Here is a 20,354-nt window from a genome sequence, read left to right as displayed (position 1 = left end):
CAAAGAGCCTGTCCCGCGCATGAGGAGGGACCGACCCGAAGCTAATGGATCCCGCCGGTTGTAGGAAAGAAGATTCCTTCCGCACGTGTCACAACAATTATGGCGCCACGGCGGCTTTTATCTTCGACCAGCTGACCAGCTTGAAATTTTGCGTGCCACCTTCATTGGCACCATCCTGGACCACCATCAGGCCTTCAGGATAGGCCGGGCCAAAATTACCCGGCTTGACTTCGATGCCGTCTGTTTCAGATGTACCGTCAATGGCGCCGTCTATCAGCCGGAAGCGGTTCACATAGGCGCCCGATGTCAGATCATAGAGCACATAGGCATTGTCGCCTTGGCTGGAGGCCACCAGATAGCCGCCATTCGCACCTGCAGGAGCCAACGCCAGCCCTTCTACATCGGCGACCAGCTGGCGGCCATCAATATTGGCAAAAGGTTGCGGTTCGAATTTGTCGGCGTCGAGTTCGAACAGCCATATACCGCTATTCTCTTCCCCCACATAAAGGCGACCGGTGCGATCATCTACAACACAGCCTTCCGGTTGTGTGGCGAGCTTAAATTGGCGCGAAATATCGGCTTTCGGCTTGCCATTTTCAAATGACAATTTGATCTCGCGAACAAACCCGCTTTTTTCAATCATATAGGCAAAAATCTCACCGCCGCTGTCCTGACCAAAGCAAAACCCGTAAGCTTCACCCGCGCCCGCTGGAAATTTGCCCCATGGTTCCAATTTGGCGCTATCTCGATCGAGCTTGTACAGGCCGATATGGGCATTGGCGCGATCGTTGCGGACGCTAGCCCCGACCAATATGGTTTTTCCTCCCGCAATATCGATTTCGCGAAGATCAACATTGTTGAGTTCACCTTCGGCCAGGAAGGATTTTTTCGATCCATCCAGCCCGTAGACATAAAGTCCCGCCCGTTTGTCGGTACCGATTATCAGGCTTTTTGCAGGATTTTCGCTGTTGCGCCAGATTGCTGGATCATCCGCCGCATCGCGATTGACCGTGCCGACCGGAACGGTCTCTGCGTCCGCGGTCAGGCCGACAGTCGGCATGGAATTATTTGCGATGGTTGTCGTCGTGCAACTGGCCAGGATGCCCAGCAGGAGAATGGGTGCTGTTTTTTTCATCACATTGTTATCTTTGCGCCAAATTTGAACGTCGATCCATATGCTTCATATTGCAGCAGCCGCTTGCGCGTATCGAAATTCTGATATGCGAAATATTTGGCATTGTTGATGTTGATCCATTCGGCAAATAGCCGGATATTCTTGCTCAGCTTCCATTTCACACTGGCATCCAGTTGGAAGTGATTGTCGACATAGCGATCCTCACCCGCATCCGCGCCAAGCTCGTCGAGATACCGGTCACGATAAGTCCCGGCCAACCGGAAATCGAAAGGACCTTTCTCATATCCCAAAACCGCGTTGAACGTGTGTTTTGAGCTGCTCGGCAGAGCGATGGTGCGGAGGTTGGTGATATCGCCATCGGTCGGCACCGTGCCACTGGCATCGGTATAAGTGTAGTTTAGATTGACCAGCAGCCCATCAAACGGGTCGGGCAGGAAAGAGAATGCCTGAGCAAATCCCATTTCAAAGCCGAATACTTCCGCGCTGGTGCCATTGATCGGTATGGTCGCTTCGTCAAAATCGATACCGAACCGCGTGCCATTCTCTTCAAAGGAACTGACGATGAAATTTTTGATGTCCTTGTAAAAGATATTGGCTGTAATCGCGCCATTGGAACTGAAATAATATTCAGCCGACGCGTCAAAATTCCAGGCTTCATATGGCTGGAGATCGGGATTGCCAAATTCACCTTCGCGTTCGTTATCGTCATTTTGTTCGACAGCAAATCTTGGAGCAAGATCAGAAAGGTTGGGCCGGACAACGCTGCGATAGCCTGCGGCGCGGAAAACGAGATTGGATTGTGGTTCAAACCGGATGTTGAGGCTCGGCAGCCAGTCATCATAGCTTCGGGTAAATCCATTGGGTGTCACGAACACTGTGTCGTCGGCTAGCGTTACACCGTTAAACAGCGCATCCTCTTCCACCAGCGTGACGGTATTTGCAGAAATGACATTTTCGGTCCGTTCAAAACGGACACCACCGATGATCCTGAGCGTTTCGCTGTCCCAGCGACCCAAAAGATAGCCGGCGTAAATATCCTCCTGATTGACATAGTCAGAGACGGCTGAATCAAACTGGCTGTCAATATTCTGCAGTTCAAAATCACCGAAATTGGCGCGAAAATAGTCGGTCGCTCCGGTGCGGCTGACGACGGGCCCCAGATCGGCAATCCGGTAGGTTTGCTGGCCCAGTACATTGGCAAGTGTGTAGCTTCCTGTGCTGTCTTCATAAAATTCAACATCACCATTGAAACTTTTCTCGCGCCAACGGCCTTTGAAACCTGCCTGGACGGTAAAGTCGCCGCTGCCCATTGCAAAGATGTGAGACACATCCAGTCGGGTTGAAAATTCTTCATCCTGCGCATCGGAGAGAGTGGTTAGCTCTATGTCATCAAGCGCATATAGGCTTGCATCATTGGCCAGCGTGGAGCCGGAGGCGTAGCTGAAGAGCGGGACTCGTTCGTCGCTATAGTCAAACAGCACACTGACGCCGTCGCCATCAAAATCCCGCGAAAATTTGGTGGGGTCGACCGAACCATTTTCATATTCGCTCGATTTCGACCAACTGCCCGAATATTCAATCTTCCATGGCCCCGTTTCGGTTTTGCCACCGAGAACAACAGAACGAATTTTCTGACTTTCAGAGCGGTCTTTCATGTCGCGCTCGATTTCAATTTCGCCATCGGCATCATCAAATAGCGCACTGTTCGCGTTACCGCCGCTCGCCTCCTCGTCTAGCTTGAAGGTGGTGCGTCCGCGAAATTCCTGATCGTCAAACTGGCTGTAGATGCCGCGGATATATAGTTCGGTGCTGTCGCTGGCGCGAAAATCAAAGGACAATGAAGCGCTGATCCGTTCCCGTTCGACATCATAGTCGCGATACTGGACTTCGTCGGCATATGTGACGCCATCATCATTAATATCCCAGCCTTCTGCCTCGATATTGTCGGTTTCAAACTTGCGGTTATAATAAGAAAAGCCGCCGGCGACGCCGATATCATCGGTCAATCGCGTGGAGAAATCTATACTGCCTTTAGGCGTGACGTCGCTGGAATATTCGTTGTAACTGCCTTCGATCTTTCCCGTCAGCAGGTCTTTCTTGCGATCAAATGCGCTGACTGTGTTGATCTCGATCGATGCGCCGATCGTATCCCCATCCATATCCGGTGTAAGCGATTTTTTGATTTCGACGGATTCGATGAGGTCGCTGGAAATGACATCCAGCGCAACCGACCGGACATCGCTTTCGGGAGAGGGGATGCGCACGCCGTTCAACGATGATGCGTTGAGATTGGGGTCCAGTCCCCGGACCGAGACAAAGCGGCCTTCGCCTTGGTCGTTCAGGATATTGATTCCGGGTACCCGGCGAAGCGACTCGGCAACGTTCTGATCGGGAAATTGGCCAATGGCATCGCGCGTCAGAACAGAGGATATGCCATCCGCTTCGCGTTTGCGGGATAACGCGCTCGCCTGGTTTGCACTTTGGCCAATGACCAGGATTTCATTGCCGGATCCGCCGCTGAGGATGATATCGGCCTGTGAAAGGCCTGTTTCGGTCACCGTAACCTGGGTTTTCACGGTGTCAGCGCCAACATAGCGGGTCTCCAACGTGTAAGTGCCGGCAGGAACATCAGGGAATCGGTAACTGCCATCGCGCTCGGTGGTCACCACGCGATCCAGCTCGGTGATTCGCACTTGAGCTGATTGCAGGCCGCGGGTGTTGCTTGGGTCACTGACCACGCCGGCAATGGTCCCGGCCCAGGCGGATGCCGGCATCAGCAGCAGTGCGCCGGCTACTCCCGCCAATAACTCTCTGCGAAACGTAATATTTTTTGACATCTTATAACCTTCCATCGCCTTGTGTTGACGGCGATCTAGGCTTTTGCTGTGAAACTAATTTGCGATTGGAGAGACTCTGATGTGAATCATTTGCGGCTTTTTTGTTGCAACGCAAAAAGCGCAAAAACACTTGTCGCTTTGATCCGCTTCTGCCATCGAAACCGGCGATTGATGTTGATCATCCGTAACTTAGGCAATATCGCTTTACCCATGCACGCATATGCCAATCCCACCCGTTTCTTGTCGCTGGCTAGGCCGTTGACACCATTTTTGCTATTTGGCGGCATGGCCATGGTGCTGGTCGCTTGCATTTGGGGCCTGTGGGCCGTGCCCCCCGAAAAGCTGCAAGGTGATTCCGTAAAGATTATATTTGTCCATGTGCCCATGGCTTGGCTCGGCATGGCTGGCTGGACGGGTATTGCAATTGCCAGTATTTCTGAACTTATCTGGCGTCACCCTTTGGCGTCCCATGCTGCCCGTGCAATTGCGGTGCCCGGAGCATTGTTCGCTCTGCTTTGTCTGATCACTGGATCGATTTGGGGACGTCCGGCCTGGGGAACATGGTGGGTTTGGGACGGTCGTTTGACCTCTATGTTGGTGCTATTCTTTCTTTATCTGGCCTATATCGTGCTTGCCAATGAGACAAGCAAGGCCGGCGGTCAGAGCCGCATTGCCGCCATTTTCGGAGTTGTTGGCATCGTCAATCTGCCCATCATCCGTTTCTCCGTCGAATGGTGGGAGACCCAACATCAAGGCACGAGCATCAGTATCGTTGGGAAGTCCACGATTGATGCGCTCTATTTATGGCCTCTATTGGTTTCGGCGATAGGATTTTCTCTGCTTTTTGGCGCGATTGTGCTTATGCGGATGCGCGCCAGCCTGGCGCAAACCAAAGTCGATGCGCGGCTTAAGAGGATGGCAGCAGAATGAACCACTGGCCGTTTGTCATCGCATCCTATGCCTTTGTGCTGTTGGGCACAGCTGTAATCGTGGTTCAAAGCTATGGTGCCATGCGCAAGGCGGAAACGAAGGCAGATCAGTTGAGAAAACGCAAATGAAGGCAAAGCATCAAAGATTGACTCTGGCGGTGCTCGCGGTGGTTGCGCTGGTCGGAGCAGGTGTACTGGCGGCTTACGCATTGCAAGATCAAGCCAGCTATTTTTATACACCCTCCGATATTGCGAGCAAGAATCCCAATGTCGGTACAGCCATTCGATTGGGCGGTATGGTGGAGGAAGGTTCGATCCAGCGATCCACCGATGGCGTAACCGTACATTTTATTGTGCAGGACGGCACCGCTCAACAGCCGGTTACTTTTACTGGAATTACGCCTGATCTATTCGTGGAAGGCTCGGGCGTTGTTGCTGATGGAAAGCTTGATGCAAAGGGTGTTTTCGTCGCAGAAAAATTGCTCGCGAAGCATGATGAGAATTACATTCCCCGTGAGCTAGAAGGTATAGATATGACCGCTGGCAAACAAAAGACGGAGACGCTTGTTCAATGATCGCCGAAACCGGCCTGATCGCGCTTTGGCTCGCGGCTGCTCTTGCGCTCTTGCAATTTGTTGTAGGCGCGATTGGTTTGCGCACAGATCGAGACACGTATTTTACCGCAATCCGGCCGGTAGCGATCGCGCAAGGACTGTTTGTTACATTATCCTTCCTGCTTCTAATTTGGTTGTTCCTGCGATCCGACATGTCGGTCAAGCTTGTGGTTATGAACAGCGCATCTGTGAAGCCGCTGCTCTACAAATTTGCAGGTACCTGGGGCAATCACGAGGGGTCTATGTTGCTCTGGGTAACCGTCATGGGCATGGCGGGCGCCTTCATTGCTATGTTCGAACGGTCACTTCAGAACAAAACTTTGGTGGCAACTCTCGCGGCGCAAGCTTTTATCAGCCTGGGTTTTTACGCATTTCTGCTGGTGTCCTCTAACCCGTTCGAGCGTATGTTTCCCATTCCGGCCGAAGGGCAAGGGCTCAACCCTCTGCTCCAGGATCCTGGTCTCGCCTTTCACCCGCCAACGCTCTACTTCGGTTATGTCGGGCTTTCCGTGGCCTTTTCCTTTGCCGTTGGAGCCATGATCACGCGTGACGTCGGCGCGGCCTTTGCCAAGGCTATGCGGCCATGGGTGTTGGGAGCTTGGATTTTCCTGACGCTCGGAATTACAGCGGGCAGCTATTGGGCTTATTATGAACTCGGTTGGGGCGGCTGGTGGTTTTGGGATCCCGTTGAAAATGCTTCGTTGATGCCATGGTTGGCCGCTACCGCATTGCTGCATTCCGTGACTGTCTTGGCGACACGCGATAGTTTGCGGGCCTGGACATTGATGCTGGCCGTGGTCGCTTTCTCGATGTCGATGATCGGTACTTTTTTGGTGCGTTCGGGTATATTGACGAGCGTTCATGCCTTTGCGGTTGACCCCGAAAGAGGCAGTTTCATTCTCGCCCTTTTGGTCATCTATATTGGCGGAGCGATGGCGCTGTTCGCGCTGCGTGTTGGCACAGTGACGGAAGGCAAGCGTTTCGAATTGGTGAGTCGAGAAGGCGCTCTGGTTGCCAACAATCTTCTGCTGTCAGTCATTTTGGCACTCGTTTTTATTGGCACGCTTTATCCGTTGGTTGTGGAAGCCGTAACGGGCGACAAGCTGTCTGTCGGTCCGCCTTACTTCAACCTGGCAACTGGCCCGCTGGCGCTTGCTCTCGTCGCTGTGATGGCGGTCGGTCCTCTTTTGCGATGGCGGCGTGACGATCCAAAGACATTGCTGAATAGGATATCGATACCGATTCTCATTGTTGCCGTTGCCTTGTTTGCGCTGGTCTTGTTCACCACGGACATGTCCGTTCTGTCTCTTCTGGGCCTGGCGCTGGCGGCAGGCATTGCTGTGGCTAGTTTCGCGCCGCTGTGGAAACGCAATCTGCGCCGCACGCCGCTTCACACCTATGGCATGATCATCGCGCATTTTGGCATCGCCGTTGCGCTTGCCGGCATGGCCAGCGAAAGCAGCTTTACGGAAGAGAGATTGGTGGCCGCCACGCCAGGTGATGAAATTAGCGTCAACAATTGGAAGTTGAAGTTTGAAGCGATTGAGCCTGTTGCGGGGCCAAATTGGACTGCACTGGAAGGGCGGATCACAGCGCAATATGGCGATGGTGTCATCCATGAAATAGAACCGCAAAACCGTATGTTTGCAGCCGCGCAAACCCAAACCAGCGAAGCGGCGCTGCTGACGCGTTGGAATGGGCAGCTTTACGTGGTGCTCGGTGAAGGTGACAGCGAAGGGCGTTGGCAAATCAGAGTATGGTGGAAGCCATTTGTCCCCTTGATCTGGTTCGGTGGCATATTGGTGGCGCTGGGCGGGCTTCTGGCGATGATTGGCCGCTTGCGGCGTGGTTATAAGCAGCGCAAGCAGCGGGAATTTGTCGAGGCGATGCTATGAACCGTTGGTTGCTCTGGCTACCGCTGGTGCTTTTCGGCATTTTTTTCGCTGCGGTGGCGACAGGCCTGGTCATGCCGAAGGACGATATCATCGAAAGCAAGATGGTCGGCAAGCAGATGCCGGCCTTTGCGTTACCTGCCGCCATTGAACAGCGCCCGTCTCTTAGCAACGCGGATCTGGTGAAGGGTAAGCCGACTCTGCTGAATGTTTTCGCGAGTTGGTGTGTGCCGTGCATCGCGGAAGCCCCGCAATTGCTGGCTTTGCAGCGCGCAGGCGTTGAAATTAATGGAATTGCCAGCCGTGACACGCCTGAAGATATTGCCAATTTTCTGAACCGCTGGGGCAACCCTTATGCGCGGATCGGGACCGACACAACGAGCAAAGTTCAATTGGAATTGGGATCGTCCGGCGTTCCTGAAACATTTGTGATTGATGGCAATGGTACGATCGTCCACCAGCATATCGGCGATATCCGTCAAGAAGACGTCGCCAAGCTGCTCAAATTGCTAGAGGATGCAGGATGAAGCGATTTCTAGTTCTGCTTTTGATGTGTCTAGCCGCACCAATTGCTGCGCAAACCGGCCTGCCGCCTGCACCATATGCCAATAAACAATTGGCTGATCCGCAGCAAGAAGCTGCTGCTCGCAGCCTGATGGAAGAATTGCGGTGTCTGAAGTGTCAAAGTCAGTCGATTGCCGATAGCAACGCCCCGATGGCAGGAGACATGCGCAGCCAGGTTCGCGAACGTATCGCCGTTGGCGAAACACCCGAGGCTGTCAGAAGCTGGCTTATTGAGCGCTATGGCAACTGGGTATCTTATGATCCGCCGATCGCGTCCGCCGTCACTTGGCCTCTCTGGATTGCACCTATTTTCTTGCTACTTGCAGCCATGTGGCTGGCGCGGGGCCGTTTCCGCAAATCCAAAGGCGACAAATAATGGGTTGGATCATTCTCTTTCTATTCGTGCTGATCTGTGCGGTTGCCTTGCTCAAACTCGGAAAATTGTCGCGGCCTACATATGAGATCACTGCCGCCGCACTGCTGCTCGGTGTCGCCGGATACGCTTGGCAGGGCAATCCCGGCATGGCAGGAATCTCTGTGATTCCAACCGAAAAACCCAATAGTTTCGACGATGATATGATCGATGCTCGAAATGAAATGGGAGAGCGTTTCGGTTCGGCAAAAGAATGGCTGATTTTTTCCGATTCCCTCAATCGAGCCGGGAAGCACGGTGCCGCAGCCAATTACTTGCGCAACGGGGTCAAAGAACATCCCGATGACCCAGACCTTTGGGTTGGATTGGGCAATGCACTGGTGGTACATGCCGATGGCGTTATTACGCCCGCTGCGCAATTTGCGTTCCAGAAAGCTGCGAACCTATCGCCTGAACATCCCGGTCCTCCGTTCTTCCTCGGACTGGCCTATGCGCAATCAGGCAAGATTGATCAGGCCCGCGCGATTTGGACAGAATTGCTGAAGCAGAGTGATGCCGATGCCCCGTGGAGAAAAGACCTCGAGTCGCGCTTAGCCACCATGGAACAGATGCAACCGGCCCTTCCGGTGGAGCCGACAGATCCGACAGGACAGTAAAAACACTGGATTTTGAATGGGTTGATATTCCCAAGCCGTGGTTTTGTTGCGCCTGCTAAATGCTGGTGCTAAGCGCTCGCGCTTGCTGAAATCAATGTCAGTAAAACATCGTTGTGTCCAAATTGATCGGGGTACGCCTTAACGGCCAACCAATGTCTGCAGAACCAACAGAAAGCGCAAATGCGCAAGGCGGCACGGTGCAAACCCATGGCTCGCCTCAGCGCAATACGGCCATTGCCAAGCTGGCAGCTGGCGCGATTGGTATTGTGTTCGGTGATATTGGCACGAGCCCGCTTTATGCGTTTCGTGAAACGTTCATTGGCGCACATCCGCTGGAATTGGATCGCATCCATGTTCTGGGCGTCGTCAGTCTGATTTTCTGGTCGATGACGCTTGTTGTCACGATCCAATATGTCACCATCACTATGCGGGCCGACAACAAAGGGCAGGGGGGCAGCCTAGCGCTTGTGGCCCTTATTTCCGGGGTGATGCGAAAATCCAAATATGGCTGGCTGGCGATATTGCTCGGTGTGTTCGCGACGGCACTTTTCTATGGTGACAGTATGATCACACCCGCGATTTCGGTGCTTTCTGCGGTTGAAGGATTGACCGTTGTTCAGCCGGGATTGGGACATTTGGTCATTCCAATCGCCCTCACATTGTTGATATTCCTATTCCTGCTCCAATCCCGCGGAACTGCCAAAATCGGCGCTTTGTTCGCGCCGGTAATGTTCGTTTATTTTCTTGTCATCGGCACCCTCGGTATCATTCAGATTGTCAATCATCCTTCAATTCTATTCGCCTTCAACCCCTGGTATGCGGTGCAATTTTTTATAACCGACGGGATGAAGGCATTTTTGGCGTTGGGTTCCGTTGTTTTGGCCGTGACGGGTTCCGAAGCGCTGTTCGCCGACATGGGGCATTTCGGCAAAAAGCCGATGCGCGTCGCTTGGTATGGTTTTGTCATGCCTGCGTTGCTGTGTAACTATTTTGGCCAGGGTGCGATGATCCTATCCCTCGACGCGGCTGGAGCAACCGAAGCGATCAAGAGTCCGTTTTTCATCATGGCCCCAGAGTTTCTTCGATTGCCGTTGGTAATCTTGGCGACGATAGCGACCTTCATTGCCAGCCAAGCCGTGATATCGGGGTCGTTTTCGGTCACTCATCAGGCGATTCAACTCGGTTTCATTCCACGTTTGACGATCAAGCATACCAGCGCTTCTGAAGCGGGCCAAATCTACATCCCCTTCGTGAACTGGACTATCATGATCGCTGTGATCCTGTTGGTTCTGACCTTCCAGAGCTCGAGCAATCTGGCGTCAGCTTATGGTATTGCTGTGACCGGGGCGATGTTCATCGATACCTGCCTGCTGGCGATTGTTATGGTGGTCTTGTGGAAGTGGAAGCTTTGGTATGCGGTTCCGATATTGGCTGTTTTCTTCATCGTTGACGGGGCTTATTTCGTAGCCAATCTGACCAAGGTTCCGGATGGCGGCTGGTTCCCCTTGGCCGTCGGTGGCGTCGCTTTCATCATCCTGACAACATGGGCGAAGGGGCGGCAGATCATGCGGAAAAACATGGCTGAATCAGCCATGCCGATCGAAGTGTTCACCAAATCTGCTGCCAACAGCGCCACGCGCGTTCCGGGCACTGCAATTTTTATGGCGTCTTCGTCCGAAGGCGTGCCGTCTGCGCTGCTTCACAATATCAAGCACAATAAGGTCATCCACGAAAGGGTGGTCATCCTGACCGTCAACATTCAGGATATTCCTACCGTGCCGGCGCACAAGCGATGTGAAGTGAAGGATCTTGGCCACGGGTTCTACAGACTGATTCTCCACTTTGGTTTCATGCAGGAGACCGATGTTCCCGAAGCTTTGAAAGAGGTCAAAGAATGCGGGATGGAATTTGATATGATGACAACCAGTTTCTTCTTGTCGCGCCAGACCTTGCTGCCATCCAAAAAACCGGAGATGATGATCTGGCGAGAGAAGCTCTTTGCTTGGCTTCTGCGGAATGCTGCGACAGCTATGGAGTTTTTCAAACTGCCCACCAATCGCGTGGTCGAACTCGGTAGTCAGATGGAAATCTAAAGGCGGAAAGAACGGCTGGATTGGCGGGGAGCATGGCTTCAGGCCTGGTCAAGATCATTGGTGGGCCGGACATCCAAATTTAAGGAGCAGTTCATGGCAGGGCGCATCAAATATTTGGTGGCCTATCGCGGCGCGCTCTACTAAATAGCGGGCATCCGATTCTTACCACAGGAACTGACCATGCGCATTGCCATTGCCTCTGATCATGCCGCTCTCGAAATGAAAGCCGCTTTGGTTGATTGGCTAACAGAAGCGGGCCATGAGGTCAGCGATTTGGGCCCGATGACACCAGACAGCGTAGATTATCCAGACTATGGATATAAGTTGGCCGAAGCGGTTGCTTCAGGCAGTGTGGAGCGTGGAGTGGCACTCTGTGGTTCCGGCATTGGAATTTCAATCGCTGTTAATCGCAACCCGGCCTGCCGCTGTGCTTTGGTGTCCGAGGGATTGTCAGCGAAGCTATCACGCGAGCATAATGATGCGAATGTGATCGCCATGGGCGCGAGGCTTGTCGGAATTGAGATTGCGAAAGATTGTCTTGATGTCTTTTTGAAAACACCATTTGGCGGTGATCGACACCAGCGCCGCGTCGACAAACTGTCGGCCCCACAAGTTGAAGGAGTAAGCGCATGAGCAACGTCGCAGATATACAAGATATCCGGCAGACCGGTTTTTTTGATTTTTCCGTTGATGAGAGCGACCCGGCGGTTGCCGGTGCGATTAATTCTGAATTGGCGCGCCAGCAAAATCAGATTGAGCTGATCGCGTCGGAAAACATTGTTTCCAAAGCGGTTCTTCAGGCGCAAGGCTCTATCTTCACCAACAAATATGCCGAAGGATATCCAGGGCGTCGCTATTACCAAGGTTGCGCGCCGTCAGATGATGTCGAGACTTTGGCAATCGACCGCGCCAAACAGCTTTTTAACTGCGGATTTGCCAATGTTCAGCCGCATTCCGGGGCGCAGGCCAATGGCGCTGTGATGCTGGCTTTGGTCAAGCCGGGCGATACAATTCTCGGCATGTCTCTGGATGCCGGCGGACATTTGACCCACGGTGCAAAACCGGCTCAATCAGGCAAATGGTTCAATGCGATCCAATATGGCGTCAATGGTGACGACCACCTCATCAACTATGAGGAAGTTGAAGCGCTCGCCAAGGAACATCAACCCAAATTGATCATTGCCGGAGGCTCTGCCTATCCCCGCCAGATTGATTTCGCGAAATTCCGCGCCATTGCTGATGCTGTTGGCGCAATTTTCATGGTCGATATGGCCCATTTTGCCGGGCTTGTTGCATCCGGACTGCATCCAAGCCCGCTTGATCATGCTCATGTTGTCACGACAACCACTCACAAGACTTTGCGCGGTCCTCGCGGCGGGATGATCCTGACCAATGACGAAGCTATTGCCAAGAAGGTCAATTCTGCCGTCTTTCCTGGTTTGCAGGGCGGGCCTTTGATGCATGTGATTGCTGCAAAAGCCGTTGCTTTCGGCGAAGCACTGCGACCCGAGTTCCAGAGCTATTCGGCAGCGGTCATCGAAAATGCCAAAATCCTTGCGGCGACGCTCAAGGAACGTGGTGCTGATGTCGTGGCGGGCGGCACCGATACGCATTTAGCGCTGATTGACCTGTCGCCTCTGGGAATCACCGGTCGTGACGCCGACGAAGCACTCGAACGGGCAGGCATTACCTGTAACAAGAACAGTATCCCCAATGATCCGCAGCCACCGATGAAAACCAGTGGTATCCGCGTAGGATCTCCTGCCGGGACGACCCGTGGTTTTGGCCCAGCCGAGTTCCGGTTGATCGGAGAAATGGTTGCCGATGTGCTGGACGGCCTGCGCGAAAAAGGCGAGGGAGGTGATCCCGAGGTCGAAGCCGACGTCCGTGAACGGGTTCAGTCACTATGTGACCGTTTCCCGATCTATCAGGATTAACCAGAAAGACAGATCATGCGTTGCCCCTTTTGTGCCCATGACGATAGTCAGGTCAAAGACAGCCGTCCCACCGAGGACAATACGACGATCAGACGCCGGCGTCAGTGCGAGAGCTGTGGCGCGCGGTTCACGACATTTGAGCGGGTACAGCTTCGCGAAATCACGGTCGTTAAAAGCGAAGAACGTAAGGAGCCGTTTGATCGGTCGAAGATTGACCTGTCGGTATCCCTCGCCTGCCGCAAACGGGGTTTGGCCCAGGAACAGATGGATCAACTTGTTTCTGGGATCCAGCGTCAGTTGGAAACCAGCGGAGAAACCGAAATTCCTTCTCAGAAAATTGGCGAGATGGTGATGGAAGGTCTGAAAACGCTTGATAGCGTCGCCTATATCCGTTTTGCTTCGGTCTATAAGGATTTTACGGAAGCGAAGGATTTTAAGGAATTCGCCGGAAGCGTAAAAGACGTCGGCGGCGCGTGACCAAGCAGCCCGCAATCATATTGGTCAATCCCCAGCTCGGTGAAAATATAGGAAAAGCGGCACGTGCGATGCTCAATTTCGGATTGACCGAAATGCGTATCGTCAATCCGCGCGACGGTTGGCCCAATCCGGCGGCCGGCCCAACGGCATCAGGCGCAGACCAGGTGCTGGAACATGCACAGGTCTTTGAGACAACGGCTGAAGCCGTGGCGGATTGTTCGCATGTCTATGCGACGACGGTGCGGAAACGCGGTATGACAAAGGCGGTCCTCGCACCTTGGGAAGCTGCAGAAGATATGGCGCAGGCGAGCGGCAAATGCGCTATCTTGTTTGGACCGGAGCGATCTGGTCTCGAGATAGTCGATGTCGAACTAGCGCGGAAGATCATTACCGTGCCGATAAACCCTGAGTTCGGATCCCTCAATCTGGCGCAAGCCGTCATCCTCGTGGCCTATGAAATTTCCAAATTGGATAGCGTCGCCAATGTTCAGCCTACGCTGGAGAAGAGAACGGCGGAACCGGCTCCGCAAAAGGAGCTCGACATGTTCTACGAGCATCTGGAACGGGCGCTGGATAAAAATGGCTATTTCTATCCCCCTGAACGGGCAGTTGCGACGAAAGTTACGCTGCGGAACATGCTCACCAAGCCGGCATGGACGAACGAAGAGGTCAAGACATGGCGCGGGGTTGTGTCTTCTCTAGAAAGGCCACCGCGCAAGGATAAGGCCAAAAAATAGCTTGATAAGGCTATTTGCGGAGCTGGTCCCATTTTTGGGTTTCATAGCTTATTGACGTTTCAACCAGCATTTCCCAGATCGCAGCCATCGTTGGAACCGGGACTCCGGCTGTTTCCGCCAGCTGTTTTACATTTTGTAAAACGGTTGCTTTACGGGCTTCATCGCGGACGAGGTTGCGATCTTGCTTGATCCGGGCGGCGGCATCCATGCAGGCAAAACGCTGTGCCATCAAGCCGATCAGCTCCGCGTCGATACGGTCAACTTGTTCCCGCACGTCGGTCATGGTTTCCATGGGCGGCAATGTTTGTCGATCTGTCATGCCAGCGCATTAATCGCGCGCCGATAGAGAGTCGAGGCTTGTCGGCCATTTGCGCAAGATTTCTGCGGGCTAAGGGTGTTGACAATGATGCGTTTGCTCGCCATAGGCGCGCTCTTGCAATTGGTCCCGCACCCCGGTGAAGCGGCGGCCGCATCAAGACTATGGTTTTGATGGTGCGCTCCGGGAAGACGTATAAACAGCAAATCAGGAGTCATGGATATGACCAAACGTACCAGTTCTAAATATAAGCTCGATCGCCGTATGGGCGAGAATATTTGGGGTCGCCCCAAATCACCCGTCAATCGTCGTGACTATGGCCCAGGCCAGCACGGTCAGCGCCGCAAGGGCAAGCTTTCCGATTTCGGTATTCAGTTGCGCGCCAAGCAGAAGCTTAAAGGCTATTATGGCGATGTGACGGAAAAACAGTTTCGCCGCGCTTATAAAGAAGCCGCAGCGATGAAAGGCGATACCAGTCAGAATCTGATCGGCCTGCTTGAGCAGCGTCTCGACATGGTTGTCTATCGCGCCAAGTTTACCCCTACCATCTTCTCTGCTCGTCAGTTGGTGAGCCACGGTCACATCCGGGTGAACGGCGTTAAATGTAATGTTGCATCGCGTAAGGTTGTCCCTGGTGATGTTGTCTCGCTGAGCGACAAGGCAAAAGAAATGCTGCTGGTTATTGAAGCACAGAGCTTGCCAGAGCGTGAAATTCCAGAATATGTAACACCAGACGGTACGGACAAAGTAACCTATGTCCGCATCCCGACATTGGATGAAGTGCCTTATCCGGTAACCATGGAACCTAATCTGGTTGTCGAATTTTATTCGCGCTGATTGTTTTCAATGAAATTAAAAAAAGGCGGCTTTCACAGCCGCCTTTTTTTTGTGTTCATTTCCAAACCGATTATTTCGGGAGAAACGCCGCCGATTTGGTGAGCATTTCGGATCGAGCCTGAGAGTTCCATAGCCCGTGTGCGAGCTTCTCATATTCAATATAAGTGACCGACTTTCCTGCACTTTCCAATCGGTTCTTCATCAACCGAGAATGTTGCACGTCAACATTTTGATCATAATCTCCATGAAACATCAGCACAGGTGCCTTGATCTTGTCGACGTTTCGAGCGGGCGATCCTTGTGAAACATGAGGGCCATTGCCCACAAAGTCTCGCACGACCGCGCTGCCATAAGTGTGTTTGGCATTTGTCTTCAACGTGCTCAGATCGGTGACCGGAGCGATCGCAATGACAGCTTTGAACAGGTCGGGTGCCAGCACGGCGGATTGCAGCGCAGCATATCCGCCATAGGACCAACCTATGATCGAGAGCGCCTCCGGTTTGGCAATGCCTTCGGAAACCAGCCATCTTCCCGCATCCGTCACGTCACCGACTGATGTCCGCCAAGATTGAAAACCATTTTTTTGATACCAAGCATCGCCATATCCTGATGAACCCCGGAAGTTGGGCTGGATAACCGCAAAGCCCTGGCTGGCGAAAAACTGAGGTAGCCAATCGAAGCCCAGTGTGTCGCGGCTTTCTGGCCCACCATGTGGCATCACAACCGCGGGCAATCCCTTGCCATCAGATCCGGGAGGCAAGGTCAGATAGCCCGGAATCATAGTCCCGTCGGCCGCGGGATAGGATATGGGTTTGACGGTCGCCAGAGTTTCTTTCTCTGCATAAGGCCGGATGCCCAAAAGTGGCTCCAGTTTCATTTGCGTCCGGTCAAACAAATAATATTGTCCGGGGTCTGTGTCCGATGTTGCATAGAGCAGCAACTTGCTCTCATCCGCGCTTGCATCGGCAAATCCGATGGAGATGTTGTTAGACAATGCCTTCGCTAGGCTGCTCCTGAGCTTTTGCAGCTTCTCGTCAAAATAATGTGCCTCGCGTGCCTCGACAACATAGCTTGCGCCCACGATCCGTCTCTTGCGGCCAATCCTAACGAGTCCGTCGACGTCGACTTCATCATGGGCGAATATCACTTCCGATTCTCCGGTCCCATCCAGTGCCTTTGTCACCAACGCCTTCCGGCCGTTGACTGTCTCATAGCCGAAAATGCGATTGGTTGTTGGGTCAACCGCATGGGGACTGAAGCCCGTGCGATCTGCGTAATTTAGTTCGGTCAATCTTTGCCAACTGCCATCTTTCTTGAAAAAATATTTAATTTCGCCGCTGTTTCTCTCGGTGCGCCCTAGCTTTGTCCTCATACCCATGATCCGGACATTGCCTTCACCATCGGTAATATATCGTGTGGCTTCGTCTTCCGGGCGTTCGATGACTTTGCGTTTGCCAGTAATTGTGTCCACCCGCTCCACCGCAAGACCTCTGGCACTGTTGCCAATTCGTGATCCCGCGCGTGATTTCTCGAGGTGCCACTGGGTCATCAAAATCGCATTATCTTCATCCGGAAGCCAGTCTATCACCTGCCCGCCATATAGGGTGAAGCCCACGGTGCCTTGCCGCTGTTTCCGAGTCAGAAGCTTTGGATTGGCTCCATTTGCATCAACTGCAAAAATATTAGAAAAACTGAATATGTCACCGGCATATTCTTCGATTCCGGCAACCTGACAAACCAGGCGTGTATTGGAAACCCAATTGCACCAGTCAAGACTTTCCGGGTCACCCGAAGAGCTGGTAACGCGCAAAGGTCCGCCACCTTTTGTTAGATCGATTGTATATAGGTCGGTGGTTTTCCCAGGGCCGGGAGAAACGAACGCGACTTTGGAACCGTCCGGAGAGAGGCTGATATCTGTCACACTTGGCAACGCGCCGAAGATTTTGGCTTTCTCATTGGCCGAAGCGGCAGGAATTGTGATGGCCGTGGTTACGGCGAGCGAAACAAATACTAAACTATGACGAAACACAAAAATCCCCATTTTGAAATACCCTATAGTAAAGCATCGCGAAAATGACCTCGCTTGGCAAGTCTTACTTCTCAGCGGGAACGCTTCTTGCCTTGCAGAATATCGTCTGCCATTGGGTGAACAATGTTTTTCGGAACTGATGATTTCAGAAGGATAGCTTTATGTTGAAACGGTCGCTTTTGTTGTTTCTCGTGCCGTCGCTGGCGCTGACGGGCTGCAAAAAAATTGAAGAGAATGAGGCTGCGCTGGCGTTGCTTGAAGTCGTTGCGCCGGAGTTATCGGTTGAAACGATGAAATCTATCACCGAAGAACTCTCCTCTGACGCTTATGAAGGCCGGGCTCCCGGGACGCCAGGAGAGGCAAAGACGCTTGCGCTTCTGACGGCTAAATTCGAGGCCGCCGGGATTGAGCCAGGAAATGGTGATAGCTGGTTTCAGGATGTCCCGCTTGTTTCGATCGAAGCGAAGAATGTTTCGCCGCTAACGGTGACCGGCGGTTCGGAAAATATGAGTTTCTCATATGGCCCTGAAATGGTGGTTACCAGCTATCAGGAACAACCCAAGATTGATGTGGCGAATAGCGACATGGTCTTTGTTGGCTATGGTGTGAACGCACCGGAGCGTGGCTGGAACGACTATGAGGGCGTCGATGTCAAAGGCAAGACTGTCGTCATTCTGGTCAACGACCCGGATTTCGGTACCGAGAGCCTGGAAGGTGACTTTGGTGGCCGGGCAATGACCTATTACGGCCGCTGGACCTATAAATATGAGGAGGCTGCGCGACAGGGTGCGGCAGCGGCTTTGATCATCCATGATACGGATCCGGCTGCCTATGGCTGGAACGTTGTAGAATCGAGTTGGAGTGGTCCGCAATTTTATGCACAGTCGGCCAATGGCGGGGCAGACCAGACGAAGATCAACGGCTGGATTCAGAAAGATGTCGCAGCGAAGATTTTTGCGGCGGCTGGACAGGATCTTACAGCTCAAATGGCGGCAGCCAAGAAAAAGGGCTTCAAGGCGGTTGAACTCGGACTGAAAGCCTCTTCATCGTTCGAAAATACGATCAGCAAGATGGATAGTAAAAACGTGGTCGGCATTCTTAAGGGCAAGACCCGTCCCGATGAATATGTCGTCTATACCGCTCATTGGGATCATCTTGGTCGCTGCAAGCCGGCACCGGATGGCGATGATATCTGCAATGGAGCTATCGACAACGCAACCGGCACGGCGGCATTGGTCGCCTTGGCAGAAGCGCATGTGAAAGCCGGAGCGCCGGATCGGAGTATCATATTCCTTGCCGTGACAGCAGAAGAGTCCGGACTGCTTGGCTCTGCATATTATGCCCAGAACCCGATCTATCCGCTCAATAAGACCGTTGGCGGTGTGAACATGGATGCGTTTGGAATGGCCGGGCCTGCCAATAATGTGATTGTGGTTGGCAAAGGAAAATCTGGCCTGGATCGCTATCTCGAGGCGGCGTTGACTGGCGATGGTCGTGTCGCTGAAGCCGAACCTACGCCCGAAAAAGGATATTATTACCGGTCGGATCATTTCAGTTTTGCCAAGCTTGGCGTTCCGATGATCTATTTCGAAGGCGGTGAAGATCTTGTGGAAGGCGGACCTGAAGCAGGGGCTGCCATCTCGAAAGATTATGGCGAAAACCGTTATCACGGTCCCAAGGATGAATATGATCCGAATTGGAACTGGGATGGTGTCATGGGGGATTTGAAAGTCTATTATACGGTCGCCCGTATGCTGGCGATGACGGAAAATTGGCCCAATTGGAACGAGGGTGATGAATTTCGTGCAATCCGGGATAAAAGTCGCGCCGACAATTGATTCTTTAGATCAGAAAAATGAAGAGATGGCCCGCAGAATGGGAGCCGCATCAAGCGGTCTGGATTGGCTTTCCCGGTAATCCCGAGGAGTGGCCAGTGGGCTTGGAAGCTGCGCAGCTGGAAGTCGCGGCTTTTGCCAATGCTGTCTCCGATCGTGGTGCCGGAGAGACCGTAGTTCTGGTCTGTCGCAATAAGGTCGATGCGAACGTTGCGCAGGCACTCGTGGCGCCTTGTGTAATTGTTGTTACAGAGTCATTTGGCGATATCTGGCTCCGTGATACGGCGCCTATTTTCTCCATTGATTCTGAGAGTCTAAGCGGCCGGAATTTCGGTTTCAATGGTTGGGGCGGAAAATATCAAATGCCTGGTGATCAGGATATCGGGCAACGGCTTGCCAAGCGCTTTGATTTGCCGATCGAAGATCAAGGCTGGATCTTGGAGGGTGGTGCGATTGACGGTGATGGCGCCGGGCGGCTTATCACCACAGAGCAGTGCGTGCTCAATGCCAATCGCAACGACCATCTAACAAAAGAACAGGTCGATCAGCATTTGTGTGAAGCCTTCGGGAAGCAGAATATCTGCTGGCTTGGCGATGGATTGATCGCCGACCACACCGATGGCCATGTCGACAATCTGGCGCGCTTCGTTGCCCCGGGGCGGGTGGCGATCCCACAGTCGGATATACAGGGCGATCCCAACACTGAAATTTTTGAAGATGCAGCGCGACGCGCGCAGTCATCGGGGTTGGACGTGGTTCGCCTTCCATCAGCCGGGTTGTATAAGGTCGATGGTGATGTCGCGCCGGCGAGCTATATGAATTTTTACATTGGCAATGTAGCGGTGGTTGTGCCGCAATATGGTGCCGAAAATGATGCGGAGGCCGTCGCACAAATTGCCGCTCTTTTCCCAGATCGCAAGGTCATCGGACTGTCCAGCAAGGCATTGCTCCGCGGCGGCGGTAGCTTCCACTGCATCTCGCAACAGATCCCGCAGCAAGCGTAACCCGATCGGCCATTTGTACGAACCGATATTCGAGAGGCCCTTGTTCGAGAGGCACAAGATGCTAATCCTTCAGGCCTATCGAAGGGGCT

Annotated in this window: 19 protein-coding genes; 15 read left to right on the top strand and 4 right to left on the bottom strand. The window is 53.1% G+C overall.

Annotation, left to right across the window (positions count from 1 at the left end; genetic code table 11):
• Nucleotides 1-97: 97 nt before the first annotated feature.
• The gene (locus tag ABJV08_RS14105; RefSeq protein WP_348039620.1) at nt 98-1,135 is read right to left on the bottom strand and encodes a phytase; all 1,038 of its coding nucleotides are present in this window, start codon (nt 1,133-1,135) and stop codon (nt 98-100) included.
• On the bottom strand, nt 1,135-3,909 hold the full coding sequence (locus tag ABJV08_RS14100; protein ID WP_348039859.1) for a TonB-dependent receptor: 2,775 nt from the start codon (nt 3,907-3,909) through the stop codon (nt 1,135-1,137). Before ABJV08_RS14100 ends, ABJV08_RS14105 begins: the two co-directional genes overlap by 1 nt.
• Before the next feature lie 273 nt (nt 3,910-4,182).
• Here ABJV08_RS14100 and ccmC point away from each other — a divergent pair, with 273 nt between their 5' ends.
• The 12 genes from ccmC to ABJV08_RS14040 all read left to right on the top strand — a co-directional run bounded on the left by ccmC (nt 4,183) and on the right by ABJV08_RS14040 (nt 14,244).
• Nucleotides 4,183-4,902, top strand: coding sequence for a heme ABC transporter permease CcmC (gene ccmC / locus ABJV08_RS14095; RefSeq protein WP_348039860.1), 720 nt, complete (start codon nt 4,183-4,185; stop codon nt 4,900-4,902).
• Entirely contained in the window at nt 4,899-5,030 is a 132-nt protein-coding gene (locus ABJV08_RS14090) for a hypothetical protein (protein WP_348039621.1), read from the top strand. Before ccmC ends, ABJV08_RS14090 begins: the two co-directional genes overlap by 4 nt.
• Nucleotides 5,027-5,476: a cytochrome c maturation protein CcmE gene (gene ccmE, locus ABJV08_RS14085; protein ID WP_348039622.1), complete on the top strand. Its 450-nt coding sequence runs from the start codon at nt 5,027-5,029 to the stop codon at nt 5,474-5,476. The genes ABJV08_RS14090 and ccmE overlap by 4 nt, the downstream gene beginning before the upstream one ends.
• Entirely contained in the window at nt 5,473-7,410 is a 1,938-nt protein-coding gene (locus ABJV08_RS14080) for a heme lyase CcmF/NrfE family subunit (RefSeq protein WP_348039623.1), read from the top strand. The genes ccmE and ABJV08_RS14080 overlap by 4 nt, the downstream gene beginning before the upstream one ends.
• On the top strand, nt 7,407-7,934 hold the full coding sequence (locus tag ABJV08_RS14075) for a DsbE family thiol:disulfide interchange protein (protein ID WP_348039624.1): 528 nt from the start codon (nt 7,407-7,409) through the stop codon (nt 7,932-7,934). The genes ABJV08_RS14080 and ABJV08_RS14075 overlap by 4 nt, the downstream gene beginning before the upstream one ends.
• Nucleotides 7,931-8,347: a cytochrome c-type biogenesis protein gene (locus ABJV08_RS14070; protein ID WP_348039625.1), complete on the top strand. Its 417-nt coding sequence runs from the start codon at nt 7,931-7,933 to the stop codon at nt 8,345-8,347. The genes ABJV08_RS14075 and ABJV08_RS14070 overlap by 4 nt, the downstream gene beginning before the upstream one ends.
• Nucleotides 8,347-9,000 carry a tetratricopeptide repeat protein gene (locus ABJV08_RS14065; protein WP_348039626.1) on the top strand — a complete coding sequence of 218 codons (654 nt, stop codon included), beginning with the start codon at nt 8,347-8,349 and terminating at the stop codon, nt 8,998-9,000. The genes ABJV08_RS14070 and ABJV08_RS14065 overlap by 1 nt, the downstream gene beginning before the upstream one ends.
• A gap of 152 nt (nt 9,001-9,152) precedes the next feature.
• Complete coding sequence (locus ABJV08_RS14060) at nt 9,153-11,093, top strand: potassium transporter Kup (RefSeq protein ID WP_348039627.1); 1,941 nt, start codon at nt 9,153-9,155, stop codon at nt 11,091-11,093.
• Between the two features lie 180 nt (nt 11,094-11,273).
• Entirely contained in the window at nt 11,274-11,726 is a 453-nt protein-coding gene (rpiB, locus tag ABJV08_RS14055; RefSeq protein WP_348039628.1) for a ribose 5-phosphate isomerase B, read from the top strand.
• Nucleotides 11,723-13,030, top strand: coding sequence for a serine hydroxymethyltransferase (glyA, locus tag ABJV08_RS14050; RefSeq protein ID WP_348039629.1), 1,308 nt, complete (start codon nt 11,723-11,725; stop codon nt 13,028-13,030). The genes rpiB and glyA overlap by 4 nt, the downstream gene beginning before the upstream one ends.
• A gap of 15 nt (nt 13,031-13,045) precedes the next feature.
• A complete protein-coding gene (gene nrdR, locus ABJV08_RS14045; protein ID WP_348039630.1) occupies nt 13,046-13,507 on the top strand; it encodes a transcriptional regulator NrdR in 462 nt (153 codons plus the stop codon).
• A complete protein-coding gene (locus ABJV08_RS14040; RefSeq protein ID WP_348039631.1) occupies nt 13,504-14,244 on the top strand; it encodes an RNA methyltransferase in 741 nt (246 codons plus the stop codon). The genes nrdR and ABJV08_RS14040 overlap by 4 nt, the downstream gene beginning before the upstream one ends.
• A gap of 10 nt (nt 14,245-14,254) precedes the next feature.
• Here ABJV08_RS14040 and ABJV08_RS14035 read toward each other — a convergent pair whose 3' ends face one another.
• The gene (locus ABJV08_RS14035; protein WP_348039632.1) at nt 14,255-14,563 is read right to left on the bottom strand and encodes a chorismate mutase; all 309 of its coding nucleotides are present in this window, start codon (nt 14,561-14,563) and stop codon (nt 14,255-14,257) included.
• A gap of 219 nt (nt 14,564-14,782) precedes the next feature.
• Here ABJV08_RS14035 and rpsD point away from each other — a divergent pair, with 219 nt between their 5' ends.
• Nucleotides 14,783-15,397, top strand: a complete 615-nt coding sequence (gene rpsD, locus ABJV08_RS14030; protein ID WP_348019719.1) for a 30S ribosomal protein S4 — start codon at nt 14,783-14,785, stop codon at nt 15,395-15,397.
• Nucleotides 15,398-15,467: 70 nt separating this feature from the next.
• Here the strand turns inward: rpsD and ABJV08_RS14025 are convergent, their stop codons facing one another.
• Nucleotides 15,468-17,438 (bottom strand): S9 family peptidase, encoded by a 1,971-nt coding sequence (locus ABJV08_RS14025; protein ID WP_348039633.1) that lies wholly within the window; start codon nt 17,436-17,438, stop codon nt 15,468-15,470.
• Between the two features lie 149 nt (nt 17,439-17,587).
• On the opposite strand from ABJV08_RS14025, the gene ABJV08_RS14020 reads away from it, so the two are divergent.
• Both ABJV08_RS14020 and ABJV08_RS14015 read left to right on the top strand, forming a co-directional pair.
• Nucleotides 17,588-19,264: a M28 family metallopeptidase gene (locus ABJV08_RS14020; RefSeq protein WP_348039634.1), complete on the top strand. Its 1,677-nt coding sequence runs from the start codon at nt 17,588-17,590 to the stop codon at nt 19,262-19,264.
• Nucleotides 19,265-19,281: 17 nt separating this feature from the next.
• Nucleotides 19,282-20,265 carry an agmatine deiminase family protein gene (locus tag ABJV08_RS14015; RefSeq protein WP_348039635.1) on the top strand — a complete coding sequence of 328 codons (984 nt, stop codon included), beginning with the start codon at nt 19,282-19,284 and terminating at the stop codon, nt 20,263-20,265.
• Nucleotides 20,266-20,354: the final 89 nt, after the last annotated feature.

The organism is Parasphingorhabdus sp. (assembly GCF_039982395.1).
Taxonomy (GTDB): domain Bacteria; phylum Pseudomonadota; class Alphaproteobacteria; order Sphingomonadales; family Sphingomonadaceae; genus Parasphingorhabdus.
Note: the sequence above shows the minus strand (reverse complement) of the source record. Positions and strands in the feature narration are given on the sequence as shown.

Coding starts and splice junctions, on each gene's coding strand:
- ABJV08_RS14105 (WP_348039620.1), bottom strand. CDS start 1,135: ATGAAAAAAACAGCACCCATTCTCCTGCTGGGCATCCTGGCCAGTTGC.
- ABJV08_RS14100 (WP_348039859.1), bottom strand. CDS start 3,909: ATGCCGGCATCCGCCTGGGCCGGGACCATTGCCGGCGTGGTCAGTGAC.
- ccmC (WP_348039860.1), top strand. CDS start 4,183: ATGCACGCATATGCCAATCCCACCCGTTTCTTGTCGCTGGCTAGGCCG.
- ABJV08_RS14090 (WP_348039621.1), top strand. CDS start 4,899: ATGAACCACTGGCCGTTTGTCATCGCATCCTATGCCTTTGTGCTGTTG.
- ccmE (WP_348039622.1), top strand. CDS start 5,027: ATGAAGGCAAAGCATCAAAGATTGACTCTGGCGGTGCTCGCGGTGGTT.
- ABJV08_RS14080 (WP_348039623.1), top strand. CDS start 5,473: ATGATCGCCGAAACCGGCCTGATCGCGCTTTGGCTCGCGGCTGCTCTT.
- ABJV08_RS14075 (WP_348039624.1), top strand. CDS start 7,407: ATGAACCGTTGGTTGCTCTGGCTACCGCTGGTGCTTTTCGGCATTTTT.
- ABJV08_RS14070 (WP_348039625.1), top strand. CDS start 7,931: ATGAAGCGATTTCTAGTTCTGCTTTTGATGTGTCTAGCCGCACCAATT.
- ABJV08_RS14065 (WP_348039626.1), top strand. CDS start 8,347: ATGGGTTGGATCATTCTCTTTCTATTCGTGCTGATCTGTGCGGTTGCC.
- ABJV08_RS14060 (WP_348039627.1), top strand. CDS start 9,153: ATGTCTGCAGAACCAACAGAAAGCGCAAATGCGCAAGGCGGCACGGTG.
- rpiB (WP_348039628.1), top strand. CDS start 11,274: ATGCGCATTGCCATTGCCTCTGATCATGCCGCTCTCGAAATGAAAGCC.
- glyA (WP_348039629.1), top strand. CDS start 11,723: ATGAGCAACGTCGCAGATATACAAGATATCCGGCAGACCGGTTTTTTT.
- nrdR (WP_348039630.1), top strand. CDS start 13,046: ATGCGTTGCCCCTTTTGTGCCCATGACGATAGTCAGGTCAAAGACAGC.
- ABJV08_RS14035 (WP_348039632.1), bottom strand. CDS start 14,563: ATGACAGATCGACAAACATTGCCGCCCATGGAAACCATGACCGACGTG.
- rpsD (WP_348019719.1), top strand. CDS start 14,783: ATGACCAAACGTACCAGTTCTAAATATAAGCTCGATCGCCGTATGGGC.
- ABJV08_RS14025 (WP_348039633.1), bottom strand. CDS start 17,438: ATGGGGATTTTTGTGTTTCGTCATAGTTTAGTATTTGTTTCGCTCGCC.
- ABJV08_RS14020 (WP_348039634.1), top strand. CDS start 17,588: ATGTTGAAACGGTCGCTTTTGTTGTTTCTCGTGCCGTCGCTGGCGCTG.
- ABJV08_RS14015 (WP_348039635.1), top strand. CDS start 19,282: ATGAAGAGATGGCCCGCAGAATGGGAGCCGCATCAAGCGGTCTGGATT.